9 protein-coding genes and 3 pseudogenes are annotated in these 13,000 nt (G+C 60.9%); 6 read left to right on the top strand and 6 right to left on the bottom strand.

Going from position 1 to position 13,000, the window contains the following annotated elements:
* Window positions 1-4 precede the first annotated feature (4 nt).
* From AC0L7P_RS19550 to AC0L7P_RS19530, 5 genes and pseudogenes are all read right to left on the bottom strand, one after another.
* Window positions 5-910 (bottom strand): ABC transporter permease subunit, encoded by a 906-nt coding sequence (locus AC0L7P_RS19550; RefSeq protein WP_473435819.1) that lies wholly within the window; start codon window positions 908-910, stop codon window positions 5-7.
* A pseudogene (locus AC0L7P_RS19545) lies at window positions 910-1,916 on the bottom strand (ABC transporter permease subunit). The gene AC0L7P_RS19550 and the pseudogene AC0L7P_RS19545 overlap by 1 nt, the downstream one beginning before the upstream one ends.
* A complete protein-coding gene (locus AC0L7P_RS19540) occupies window positions 1,910-3,019 on the bottom strand; it encodes a M24 family metallopeptidase (RefSeq protein ID WP_473435818.1) in 1,110 nt (369 codons plus the stop codon). Before AC0L7P_RS19540 ends, AC0L7P_RS19545 begins: the two are co-directional and overlap by 7 nt.
* A gap of 69 nt (window positions 3,020-3,088) precedes the next feature.
* Complete coding sequence (locus AC0L7P_RS19535; protein ID WP_473435817.1) at window positions 3,089-4,447, bottom strand: ABC transporter substrate-binding protein; 1,359 nt, start codon at window positions 4,445-4,447, stop codon at window positions 3,089-3,091.
* Window positions 4,448-5,001: 554 nt separating this feature from the next.
* Window positions 5,002-5,601, bottom strand: coding sequence for a GntR family transcriptional regulator (locus tag AC0L7P_RS19530; RefSeq protein ID WP_473435816.1), 600 nt, complete (start codon window positions 5,599-5,601; stop codon window positions 5,002-5,004).
* A 181-nt stretch (window positions 5,602-5,782) separates the two neighbouring features.
* Between AC0L7P_RS19530 and AC0L7P_RS19525 the strand changes: the two genes are divergently transcribed.
* Together AC0L7P_RS19525 and AC0L7P_RS19520 are read left to right on the top strand one after the other, a co-directional pair.
* The gene (locus AC0L7P_RS19525) at window positions 5,783-6,097 is read left to right on the top strand and encodes a HutD/Ves family protein (protein WP_473435815.1); all 315 of its coding nucleotides are present in this window, start codon (window positions 5,783-5,785) and stop codon (window positions 6,095-6,097) included.
* Window positions 6,079-6,336, top strand: a complete 258-nt coding sequence (locus AC0L7P_RS19520; RefSeq protein ID WP_473435814.1) for a HutD family protein — start codon at window positions 6,079-6,081, stop codon at window positions 6,334-6,336. Before AC0L7P_RS19525 ends, AC0L7P_RS19520 begins: the two co-directional genes overlap by 19 nt.
* Here AC0L7P_RS19520 and AC0L7P_RS19515 read toward each other — a convergent pair.
* Window positions 6,333-7,691: a formimidoylglutamate deiminase gene (locus AC0L7P_RS19515; RefSeq protein ID WP_473435813.1), complete on the bottom strand. Its 1,359-nt coding sequence runs from the start codon at window positions 7,689-7,691 to the stop codon at window positions 6,333-6,335. The genes AC0L7P_RS19520 and AC0L7P_RS19515 overlap by 4 nt on opposite strands.
* A gap of 91 nt (window positions 7,692-7,782) precedes the next feature.
* On the opposite strand from AC0L7P_RS19515, the gene hutI reads away from it, so the two are divergent.
* From hutI to hutU, 4 genes and pseudogenes are all read left to right on the top strand, one after another.
* Window positions 7,783-8,988: an imidazolonepropionase gene (hutI, locus tag AC0L7P_RS19510; protein WP_473435812.1), complete on the top strand. Its 1,206-nt coding sequence runs from the start codon at window positions 7,783-7,785 to the stop codon at window positions 8,986-8,988.
* Complete coding sequence (gene hutH, locus AC0L7P_RS19505) at window positions 8,985-10,523, top strand: histidine ammonia-lyase (RefSeq protein WP_473435811.1); 1,539 nt, start codon at window positions 8,985-8,987, stop codon at window positions 10,521-10,523. The genes hutI and hutH overlap by 4 nt, the downstream gene beginning before the upstream one ends.
* A pseudogene (hutG, locus tag AC0L7P_RS19500) lies at window positions 10,520-11,319 on the top strand (N-formylglutamate deformylase). Before hutH ends, hutG begins: the two are co-directional and overlap by 4 nt.
* A pseudogene (hutU, locus tag AC0L7P_RS19495) lies at window positions 11,316-12,989 on the top strand (urocanate hydratase). The pseudogenes hutG and hutU overlap by 4 nt, the downstream one beginning before the upstream one ends.
* Window positions 12,990-13,000 lie beyond the last annotated feature (11 nt).

Genomic DNA, 13,000 nt, shown 5'->3' with positions numbered 1-13,000 from the left:
TGGCTCAGCTCCGTTTCAGCTTGGGGTCCAGCGCATCGCGCAGCCCGTCGCCCATCAGGTTGATCGCCAACACCGTGACAAGGATCGCAAGACCGGGGAATGTCACCACCCACCACGCCCGCAGGATGAATTCGCGCGCCTCGGCCAGCATGGTGCCCCATTCCGGCGTTGGCGGTTGTGCCCCCATGCCCAAAAACCCAAGGGCCGCCGCATCAAGGATTGCCGTTGAAAACGACAGCGCCGCCTGAACAATGATCGGCGCAAGGCAGTTGGGCAGCACCGTGATGAACATAAGCCGCAGATACCCGGCCCCGGCCACGCGGGCCGAGGTGACATAATCCTTTGGCCGTTCCGACAAAACACTGGCCCGGGTCAGGCGCACATAGTGGGGCTGTAAAACAATGGCGATGGCAATCATCGCATTGGTGAGCGACGGCCCCAGAATGGCCACCAGCACCAGCGCCAGCAACAGCGACGGAAACGCCAGAATAACATCCATGATCCGCATGATCACACTGTCCAGCCACTTTGGCGCAAACCCGGCAATAAGCCCGATCAGAATACCACCCGTGGCCGCGATGCTGACCACCACGATGCCGACGAAAAAGGAAAACCGCGCACCGACAATCAGCCGTGACAACATATCCCGGCCCAAAGGATCGGTGCCAAGGATATATTTCCAACTGCCGCCCTCCTCCCAGACCGGTGGCAGCAGGGTGTCACTGCGAAACTGCGCCGTGGCGTCATGGGGCGCCACCCATGGACCAAAAAGCGCCAGAAAGGCAAAGACCGCGAAAATCCACAGGCCGATGACCGCCCCACGGTTTTCGCGGAAATAGAACCAGAATTCGGACAGACGGCCCGGTCGTTCGGGGGTGATTTCACCCTCGGTTTGAACTGCATCGGACATCAGCGTTTCCTGATCTTGGGGTTGATGACGCCATAGAGCATGTCGACGGTCAGATTAACGACCATCACCATCACGGCAATCAGCAACAGCCCCCCTGCACCACCGGATAATCACGGCGGAAAATACTGTCGACCATCCATTTTCCAATGCCTGGCCAACTGAAAATCGTTTCGGTCAGAATGGCACCGGCCAGCAAGGTGCCAACCGAAAGGCCGATCACGGTAATCACCGGGATAAGCGCATTGCGCAGGGCATGAACCCCGTTGATCCGGCGCGGCGCAAGGCCCTTGGCGCGGGCGGTGCGGATATAATCCTCGCCCAGAACCTCAAGCATGGCTGAACGGGTCTGGCGCGCAATCACCGCAAGCGGGATCGTTCCAAGGACAATCGTAGGCAGGATCAGATGGCGCACCGCCGACAAAAACGCGCCCTTCTGCCCCGAGGCGATACTGTCATACAGCATGAAACCGGTCGCGTTGGGGAAATAGTAAATCAGATCAATGCGCCCCGAAACCGGGGTCCATTGCAGGTTGCCGGAAAAGACGATGATCAGCAGCAACGCCCACCAGAAGATCGGCATCGAATACCCCACAAGGGCGGTGGACATCAGCGCGCGGTCAAAGAATTTGCCACGGTTCACCGCCGCAATCACCCCCGCCGGCAGGCCCAGCAGCAAGGCAAAGATCATCGCACAGATCGACAGTTCCAGCGTGGCGGGGAACAGCGCAAAGAATTCATCCCAAACCGGGCGTTTCGTCACAAAGGAATTGCCCAGATCGCCGTGCATCACCCCGGTCAGGTAATCCCAGAACTGCACCCAGATCGGACGGTTGAACCCGAATTGTTCGGCAAGTTGCTGATAGCGTTCATCCGAAATGCCCCGTTCACCCGCCATCACCTGAATCGGATCACCGGGAAGCGCGCGGATGAAACTGAACGAAATCAGCGTGACCCCGATAAATGTGGGAATGAACGTCAGCAACCGGCTGAGAACATATTTCAGCATGAGATCACCGTCAGATCCTTGGGGAAACTGGTCAGGCAACGATAACCGTCTTGCGTCACCAGAACATCGTCTTCGATGCGAACGCCAAAATTGCCGATTTCATACAACCCGGGTTCGTTCGTATAGACGGTTCCGGCGGGCAGAACCATGTGATTGCCGCGCATGATATAGGGCGCCTCATGCACCTCGCGGCCAAGACCGTGACCGGTTTTCGTGCGTATGCGGTTGGCATAGGGCGATGCCTCAAGCACCGAAATGACCGCATCGTCGATGTCATGGGCGGTTACGCCGGCGCGGGTCACGGCCAGCCCGGCCAGATTGGCCCGCAGCACCGTTTCATACACATCGCGCCCCTCATCCGTCACATGATCCAGAAACACGGTGCGGGTGATGTCGGCGGCAAACCCATGCTTGCGCGCGCCAAAGTCGATCAACAGCGCATCGCCCGCCTTGACCTTGTAATCGGCACGGGCATGGGCATGGGGGCGCGCCGATCCGTCGCCCGCCGCAACGATGGGGCTGAATGACTGATCGTCCGCCCCTTCGGCGAACAACATCTGAACAAGGGTCTGTTCAATCTGCTTTTCGGTCTGGCCAAGACGGACCGAGTCCAGCGTGCGCCGCAAGGCCCGCTCGGATATGTCGATGGCATCCTGCATTGCCGCAATATCGGCGTCGGTTTTGATCATCCGCAGGGCCGATATTTCACGCTCGGCATCGGTGATGGCCAGGTCCGGCTGGGCGTTTTTCAATGCGTGGTGAACGAACACGCGCATCACCTGCCCCTCAACCGCAAGGGACGAGATATTCAGATGCCGGGTCAGACCGGCAAAGGCCTCATCGTAACCGGATTGATCGCGCCAATCAAAAACCGCGCCTTCGAATCCGACCAGTTCCCAGCTTCCCAGTTCAAGGTTGGGCACCAGTGCGGCCGCCAGACCAGAGGCGGGAATAACCACCAGAAACGGCCGTTCGTGGCTCATGAAACTGTGGCCCAGGGCGCGGGTAAAATTCGGCCCCGGAACAAGTGCCACCGCATCGACCCCCAGATCGGCGGCGACAGCGCCATAACTTGCGAGGCGGGTCTTCAGGTTGTCTGGCACTTGGGAAATATCCTGTACTTGAGGGAAAAGGGCGGCGCAGTATCCGCCGCCCTTTGGTGTTGGTCCGCCTTATTGCGCCAGACCGACCTGATTGAAGATATGGCCACCCAGCGGATCGACGATATAGCCCTCAACCTCGGGGCGCATGGTCATGAAGACGACCGAATGGGCGATGGTTGCCCAGGGCGCCTGATCCTTGAAGACAACCTGTGCCTGTTCGTACAGTTTGGCACGCTCTGCCTGGGTCGGAAGAACCTTGGCTTTCTGGATCAGGGAATCGAATTCCTCATTGCACCATTGGGCACGGTTCGATTTGCCAACGCCGTCACAGCCCAGCAGCACGGCAAGAAAGTTGTCGGGATCGCCGTTGTCACCCGTCCAACCCAGCAGAACCGCACCGTCGCGGTCTTCGGCCTTTGACCGCTCCAGGTATTCACCCCATTCATAGGAAACGATTTCCACGTTCACGCCAACCTTGGCGAAGTCTTCCTGCATGAGTTCGGCCATGCGGCGCGCGTTGGGGTTATAGGGGCGCTGAACCGGCATCGCCCAGATTTTCATGGACAGGTCGGTGACGCCTTCGGCTTCCAGGGCTGCCTTGGCGGCCTCGGGGTCATATTTATCGTCTTCGATGGCATTGTTATAGGACCACATGGTTGGCGGAATCGGGTTCTTGGCAATCTGGCCAGACCCCTGGAACACCACATCAATGATTGCCTGCTTGTCGATCGCCATGTTCAGCGCCTTGCGCACCTTGGGATTGTCAAACGGCGCAACCATGGTGTTATAGGCAAGATAGCCGACGTTCAGGCCCTCTTGCTCCATGACGACCACATCATCGGAATCCTTCATCGCCTGCACATCGGCGGGGTTCGGATAGGCCATCACGTGGCATTCACCCGCCTGCACCTTTTGATACCGCACCGAGGCATCGGGCGTGATCGCAAAGATCAGGCTTTCGACCTTGGCCTTGTCACCCCAGTAATCATCATTGCGAAGATACCGGATAACCGCATCTTTCTGATAGGCCTGGAATGTGAACGGACCGGTGCCGATGGGGGCCTGATTCAGCATTTCAGGGGTGCCGGCGTCCATCATCGCGTCGGCATATTCCTTTGACACGATCGAGGCGAAATCCATGGCCATGTTGGCAATGAACGGCGCTTCGGGCCGGGTCAGGTTGAACACGACGGTATAGTCGTCAACCTTTTCGATGCTGTCCACCAGTTCGGGCATCGACATGCTGCCGTAATATTCCCAGGTGCCGCCAGACACCAGATGATAGGGGTTATCATCGTTGCCCTGACGATCAAAAGTGAAAATCACATCGTCAGCGTTGAAATCCCGTGTTGGGGTAAACATGCTGTTGCTGTGAAACTTGACGCCATGGCGCAGGTGGAAGGTTACCTTCTTGCCGTCCTCCGACACCTCCCAGCTTTCTGCGAGGCCGGGAATGGTTTCGGTGGTGCCGACCTTGAATTCAACCAGACCATCATAGAGCGGATGGCTGGACGCATCAAACGTTGTCCCCGCCGTGTAAAGCGCCGGATCGAACCCTTCTGGCGACCCTTCGGAACAATAGACAAGAGACTGCGCAGACGCCGCCCCCCCATTGCCGCCAAAAGCAGGCCAGTTGCGATTGCGTGTTTAAAGATCATTCTCATTATCTCCCTTGGTTCTGGTTGTTATCCACCGGCATGCCGGTTGGGTTTACTGCTGTAGCCGCGCACGCCGATCCGGCGTGTTGGGGCAACAATGGGGGTTTTCGCCACGATAGTGAAGCGACATCACCGAATGCTGCCGCTGCCCTCGCATACGCGCCCCGAGACTGTCGCTCTGCGGATTTGATTTCAAAATCGGATGCCCCCCGGGCAACACACGAGATTATCTCAGGCGTCATGGTCTGAGTAAAAAATCCGGACGTCAAGAATTTTACGGCAATATAATGGTCAGCTCCGGGACATGTTTGCGTTTCCGTCGCGTCAATACCGTGCAACCATCTGATATCCGCTGGCGAAATACAGGCGCGTGTTGGTGACCGGCACGCCTGACATCCATGTGGTCCGGTCCGCAGTGAACACCGGGCTGCCCGGGGCCATCAACAGAAAATTGCTTAGCTTTTCATCCGACAGGGTGGCGGAAAGTTGAATTTGCGCGCTGGTAAACGGCACCGTGCGCACCAGCCATTCATTGGGGTTGTCGGTTGAAAAATCCGCCTCTTCCGCGGCGGGAACCGCCGACAGGTTGATCCAGCGGTCTTCGAACTGAAACGGCGCGCCGTCGGCGTAATGCATACATTCCAGATGGATCACCCGCGACCCTGGCAAAAGCGCAATCCGCGCCCGCAACCAATCGGGCGCGATTATGATCTCGCGCGATACCAGGGCATAGCGATACACCGCGCCGGTGCCTTCGATTTCGGTGCGCACAAGGGGAATTTCGAATTTCACCTGGCGCACCGGCGACATCTTGACCCGCGTTCCCGCCTTGCGCCGCCGATCTATGATACCCTCTTCCGACAGTTCCCGCAGGGCACGGTTTACCGTTGCCCGGGCGCAGCCGAATTCGGCCGCAAGATCCACCTCACCGGGCAGCAACCCCCCGGCGGCCAGGTGTTGTCACGAATCCGCGCGAGAACCTCGGATTTGACCTGTCGAAAGGTTACTTTTTGCGGCATGCCAAATACTCTATGCTTATTATATTTATGCTTATACATATAATTGCGAATACCCACCGTGTCGATCAGGGAATAAGGAACCTCTCATGCGCATGATCCGGCTGGCCGATCTGGTGGAAATGCCGTGGAAGAACGGCGGCGGCGTGACCCGTGACATCGCTCAAAGGCGCGAGGACGGCGATCTGTTGTGGCGCCTCAGCATGGCCGATGTGGCCAGCGACGGGCCGTTTTCCGATTTCACCGGGCTGATGCGCGTTCTGACGGTGATCGACGGGGGCGGTATGGAACTGACAACGCCGAACGGCATTCTTCAGGCCGATCCGGGGGTGCCTATCATGTTCGACGGCGGAACGCCTGTGGTTTCGAAACTGAAAAGCGGGGGTTGCGTGATCTCAACCTGATGTTCAATCCCCTGCGCATGACGGGCAGTGTCACGGCAATCACCGGCCCGGCGAACCGGGTTCTGCGTGCCGATGCTGTGCATACCCATGCGGTGCATTGCCTGTCCGGCACCGCCGGTCTGGGGGATGCGGGTGAATTGCAGCGTGGCGATACCGCGTTGTTTGAGGCGGGTCAGGCGCATCTGACCCTGCCCACAGGCGCCTCGGCCTTGCTGATCGCCCTGACCAACCATCCCTAGACCGAGGCCATAAGCGCCGCAATCGCGCGGCGATACTCGCCCACGATACGGTCGCGGTCGATATGGCGACCATCGCGCACCGCATGGCGCCCCGCGCTCCACAGATCGGTGACGACATCATCTTTGGCGGCAAAGACCAGCCCATCCAACAATTGTTCACGGGGCAGCGCGCACAACGCCGGGGCGCTGCTGTCGATCGCAACCAGATCGGCAAGCGCGCCAACGCGGATTTCCCCCGCATCCCGGCCAAGCGCCCGCGCGCCCCCCTGCGCCGCGCCGCGATACAGCGTTTTGCCAACTGACCCTTCGCCAACCACCATAACATTGCGCGCCAGATCGCGCAGGCGTTGGGAATATTCCAGCGTGCGCAATTCTTCGGTCAGCGAAATCAACACGTTGGAATCCGACCCGACCCCAAACCGCCCCCCGGCCTTCAGAAAGGCAGGCCCATTGAACGGCCCATCGCCCAGGTTCGCCTCGGTGATCGGGCAAAGCCCGGCAACAGCGCCGGATGCGGCCATGCGCCGGGTTTCATCCTCGTTCATGTGGGTGGCGTGAATCAGGCACCAATCCCCGTTGACCGGGGCATTGTCCAACAGCCAGTCCACCGGACGCGCCCCCAGCCGGGCCTGAATATCCTGCACCTCTTTCGGCTGTTCGGCGATGTGGATATGCACCGGGCCACCGGGCGCCGCCGCCAGAACATCGGCAAGATCGCGGGGCGAAGTTGCCCGCAGGGAATGGGGCGCGATACCGACCCGGGTATCGCCTGCCATCCCCGCCAAACCTGTGCGGGTGGCTGCAACAAGGCGCAAGAACCGGTCAACATCATTGCCAAACCGCGCCTGCCCCTCGGACAGCGCGGCCTGCCCCGCGCCGCCATAGGTATAAAGCACGGGAAGATGTGTCAGACCGATCCCGGTTGCCGACGCCGCCGCGAAAATCCGGTTCGACAGTTCGGCCAGATCACCGTAAGGCGCGCCGCCGGGTTGGTGATGCACATAGTGAAACTCGGCCACCGCACCAAAGCCCGCTTCCTGCATTTCCATGAACACCAGCGCGGCGATGGCCTCCATCTGTTCGGGGGTCAGGCGGTTGACGAAGCGGTACATCAGATCGCGCCACGTCCAGAAACTATCACGCCCTGCGGCACGGTATTCGGTCATTCCGGCCATGGCGCGCTGAAAGGTATGACTGTGCAAATTGCTCAGGGCGGGCAACAAGGTGTCAACCAGAACATCGCCCGGCTGCGCCACCGCTGCGCTTTGAATGTCGCGCAGCACCCCGTCGGAAATTTCCAGACGCACATTTTCTGCCCAACCATCCACGAGCAAGGCGTTCTTTGCGAATATCACGGCGTTTTCCTATTTTAATGGCTATTATGTGTAGACATAAGATCTATACGCTCATACAAGCAAAGTCGAACAGATTCTCAACGAGGGTGCCATGACCGACCACCTCCTCACTGACCTGCGCGTCGCGACAATGGCCAAAGACGGCCCCGCCTATGGGTTGATCGACGACGGCGTCATCGCCATGGTGGCTGGCAAAATCGCATGGGCCGGGCCAAAGGCGGATCTGCCACAGGCATTTTCGGGCCTTTCTCAGCACCCGCTGGATGGTCGTTTGGTGACGCCCGGGTTGATTGATTGTCACACCCATGTGGTGTTTGGCGGCAACCGGGCGCGGGAATTCGAAATGCGCCTGAACGGTGCCAGCTATGAGGAGGTGGCGCGCGCCGGGGGCGGAATCGTCTCGACTGTCACGGCAACCAGAACCGCGTCAGAGGCGGAATTGCTGGCCGATGCCCTGCCACGGGTTGATGCGATGATCGCCGAAGGCGTCACGCTGATTGAAATCAAATCCGGCTATGGCCTGAACCGCGACACCGAACTGGCCATGCTGCGCGTGGCCCGGGCCATTGGGCAAAACCGCGCGGTGCGTGTCGTGACGTCCTTTCTTGGTGCCCACGCAACACCGGCAGAATACAGCGGCAACGCCGACGCCTATATTGACGACATCTGCATCCCGACCCTGCGCGCCGCCCATGGCCAGGGGTTGGTGGATGCCGTCGACGGGTTTTGCGAAGGCATCGCCTTTTCACCGTCACAGATCGCGCGGGTGTTCGATGTCGCGCGGGAACTGGGCCTGCCGGTCAAACTCCATGCCGAGCAGCTTTCCAATCTGGGCGGCGCGAAACTGGCCGCCCGCTATGGCGCGCTGTCGGCGGATCATATCGAATATCTTGACGATGACGGGGTGGCGGCCATGGCGGCGGCGGGCACTGTTGGTGTGGTGTTGCCGGGTGCCTTTTACACCCTGCGCGAAACCCGGATGCCGCCGATCGACGCCCTGCGCCAGCACGGCGTGCCCATGGCGCTGGCCACCGATTGCAACCCCGGCTCGTCGCCACTGACGTCACTTTTGCTGACGATGAACATGGGCTGCACCCTGTTCCGCATGACCCCGGAAGAGGCCCTTGCCGGTGTGACGCGCAACGCGGCCCGCGCCCTTGGGCTGCGCGATTGTGGCACCATCGCCGCCGGACACCGCGCCGATCTGGCCGTCTGGTCGGTCGATCACCCGGCCGAGCTTGCCTATCGCATCGGATATAACCCGCTTTACGCCCGCATTTTTGGAGGCCAGCTTTGACCACCCTCACCCTCATCCCCGGTTCTGCAACCCTGGCCGATCTGGCCCGTATTTATTGGGACGAGGCGGGCGTGCGCCTTGATCCGTCCTGCCGCCCCGCGATGCAGAACGCGGCAGACCGGATCGCGGCAGCAGCAGCAGGCAACGCCGCGATCTATGGGGTGAACACCGGGTTTGGCAAACTCGCCAGCGTCAAGATTGAAACGAAAGACACCGCCACCCTTCAGCGCAACCTGATCCTCAGCCATTGCTGCGGTGTCGGCGCGCCGATTTCGCGCCGTCATGCGCGGTTCGTGATGGCTCTGAAACTCCTCAGCCTCGGGCGCGGGGCGTCGGGGGTGCGGCTGGAACTGATCGATCTGATCGAAGATATGCTGGAACGTGGCGTGACACCGGTGATCCCGGCGCAGGGGTCTGTCGGGGCGTCGGGCGATCTGGCGCCGCTGGCCCATATGGCCGCCGTGCTGATGGGCGCAGGCGAGGCCGAATTTGAAGGCAAAACCATGCCCGGCGCCGAAGCATTGGCCAAGGCCGGACTGACCCCGATCCCCTTGGGCGCGAAAGAGGGGCTGGCGCTGATCAACGGCACGCAATTCAGCACTGCGTTTGCCCTGGGCGGTCTTTTCGGGGCATGGCGCGCGGCGCAATCGGCGCTGGTGACATCGGCCATGTCCACCGATGCGATCATGGGGTCAACGGCACCGTTACAGCCGGAAATCCACGCATTGCGCGGCCACCGGGGCCAGATCGAGGCCGCCGCCGCCATGCGCGATCTGCTGGCCGGGTCGGTGATCCGCGAAAGCCACCGCGACGATGATGCCCGGGTGCAAGACCCCTATTGCATCCGCTGTCAGCCGCAGGTGACAGGTGCCGCGATGGACCTGCTGCGCATGGCCGCCACGACGCTGGAAACCGAGGCGAATGCCGCCACCGACAACCCTCTGGTTCTGGTCGGGGCCGATCTGATCGTGTCGGGGGGCAATTTTCATGCTGAACCCGTGGGGTTTGCCGCCGATATGATCGCGCTGGCCGTTGCCGAAATCGGGGCCATCGCCCAACGGCGTGTTGCCCTGATCGTCGATCCGGTGCTGAGCTTTAACCTCCCGCCGTTCCTGACCCCCGATCCGGGGCTGAGTTCGGGGTTCATGATCGCCGAAGTGACAACCGCCGCCCTGATGAGCGAGAACAAACACCTTGCCAATCCCTGCGTGACCGACAGCACCCCCACCAGCGCCAATCAGGAAGATCACGTCAGCATGGCCGCGCATGGTGCGCGGCGCCTTGGTCAGATGGTGGGAAATCTGGAACGCATTCTTGGGGTCGAACTTCTCTGTGCGGCGCAGGGGCTTGAGTATCGCGCGCCCCTGACCACCAGCGCGCCCTTGTCCCGGGTGCTTGCGCGGGTGCGCGCCGATGTGGCGACCCTGGGCGAAGACCGCTATCTTGCGCCCGATCTGGAATGCGCGGCCACGCTTGTCGCGGATGGTGCTATTGCCGATGCGGCGGGCATTGCATTGCCGGGGTTGGCCCCATGATGCCGGTTGAGATCACCCGGGGCGACAGCCCGGTGGTTCTGGGCCTGCCCCATACCGGCACCTTTGTTCCGCCCGAAATTGCCGCACATCTGAACGCGCGCGGGCGTGGGCTGGATGACACCGACTGGCATATCCACAGGCTCTATGATGGCATTTTGCCCGGGGCAACGACAGTGCGCGCCACTTTTCACCGCTATGTGATCGACGCCAACCGCGCCCCGGAGGGCGGCAGCCTCTATCCTGGGCAAAACACCACGGGTCTGGTGCCACTGACCGATTTTGACGGCAAAGATATATGGTCGCACCCCCGCATGAAACCGACATCGCCACCCGCCTGCGAGATTTTCACGCGCCCTATCACGCCGCATTGCAGGCCGAGTTGGAGCGTGTTCGCGCCCGTCACGGCGTGGCGATCCTGTATGATTGCCACTCGATCCGCTCGCACATTCCGTTTCTGTTTGACGGAACGCTGCCGGATTTCAACATCGGCACCAATTTAGGCGCCACCTGTGACCCACGGGTCGAGGCGGCAGTCGTGCGACGTTGTTCCGAGGCGGCGGATTATTCCAGCACCCTGAACGGACGGTTCAAAGGCGGCTGGACAACCCGCCATTACGGCCGCCCGGCCGAGGGATTTCACGCGATTCAGATGGAATTGGCACAATCCACCTATCTGAAAACCGAAACGCCGCCGTGGGACTATGACCCGGACCGGGCAACGCGCCTGCGTCGGCACCTCACCGCAATTCTGACCGACCTGGCCGATCTGGCCCCGAGCCTAGGAGGCATTTCATGACCGATCCGCGCAAGAACACCCGCGATATTTACCCCCCACCGGCCCCGAGATCACCGCGAAAAGCTGGCTGACCGAGGCGCCGATGCGGATGCTGATGAACAACCTGCACCCGGACGTGGCCGAAAACCCGCACGAATTGGTTGTTTATGGTGGCATTGGCCGGGCGGCGCGCACCTGGAAGGATTTTGACCTGATCGTCGACAGCCTGAAAAGCCTTGAGGCCGACGAAACGTTGGTGGTGCAGTCGGGCAAACCGGTTGCCATCGTCAAGACCCACACCGACGCGCCCCGGGTTTTGATCGCCAATTCCAATCTGGTGCCCCACTGGGCCACATGGGACCATTTCAACGAGTTGGATAAAAAGGGGCTGGCCATGTATGGCCAGATGACCGCCGGATCCTGGATCTATATCGGCTCGCAGGGAATCGTGCAGGGGACGTATGAAACCTTTGCCGAAGCCGGGCGTCAGCATTACGATGGCAGCCTTGCGGGCAAATGGATTCTGACCGGCGGCCTTGGGGGCATGGGCGGCGCGCAACCTCTGGCGGCGGTGATGGCGGGGGCGTCCTGCCTTGCCGTCGAATGCAACCCCGACAGCATCGATTTCCGCCTGCGCACCCGTTACGTTGATGAAAAAACCGACAGCCTTGATGACGCGCTGGCGATGATCGATCGCTGGACCAAGGCGGGCGAGGCGAAATCCGTCGCCCTTTTGGGCAATGCCGCCGATGTGTACCCCGAATTGTTCCGCCGTGGCATCCGGCCCGATATCGTGACTGATCAGACCTCGGCCCATGACCCGATCAACGGCTATCTGCCCCAGGGGTGGAGCATGGGGGAATGGCGCGCCAAGCGCGAAAGTGACCCGAAAGCGGTGGAAAAGGCCGCCCGCGCGTCGATGCGGGTACAGGTGGCGGCGATGGTCGATTTCCACAAGGCCGGGGTGCCCACAGTCGATTATGGCAACAACATCCGTCAAATGGCGCTGGAAGAGGGGCTGGAAGACGCTTTTGCCTTCCCCGGTTTCGTTCCCGCCTATATCCGCCCGCTGTTCTGCCAAGGTATCGGGCCGTTTCGCTGGGTCGCCCTTTCGGGAGACCCGGAAGATATCTATAAGACCGACCAGAAGATGAAAGAGCTGTTCCCCGAGAACACCCATCTGCACAACTGGCTGGACATGGCGCGGGATCGGATCGCCTTTCAGGGCTTGCCGGCGCGGATCTGCTGGATCGGGCTGGGCGACCGGCACCGCGCGGGCCTGGCGTTTAACGAAATGGTTGCCTCGGGCGAACTGAAGGCGCCCATCGTCATTGGCCGCGATCACCTTGACAGCGGCTTCTGTCGCCTCGCCCAACCGTGAAACGGAGGCGATGAAAGACGGCTCTGACGCCGTGTCGGATTGGCCGCTGCTGAATGCGCTGGTCAACACGGCCTCGGGGGCGACATGGGTGTCGCTGCACCACGGGGGCGGTGTCGGGATGGGATTTTCACAGCATGCCGGCGTGGTGATCTGCGCCGATGGCACCCCCGAAGCGGCCAGGCGGCTTGAGCGGGTTCTGTGGAACGATCCAGCCTCGGGCGTCTGGCGCCATGCGGATGCGGGCTATGACATCGCGCTTGACAGCGCCCGCGAACACGGGCTGCGCTTGCCCGGCATTCTTGGTAATTGACCACAAACAAC

Source organism: Oceaniglobus sp. K40-3 (assembly GCF_055808395.1).
The sequence above is the reverse complement of the archived record's forward strand: the minus strand, read 5'-3'. Positions and strand labels throughout refer to the sequence as shown.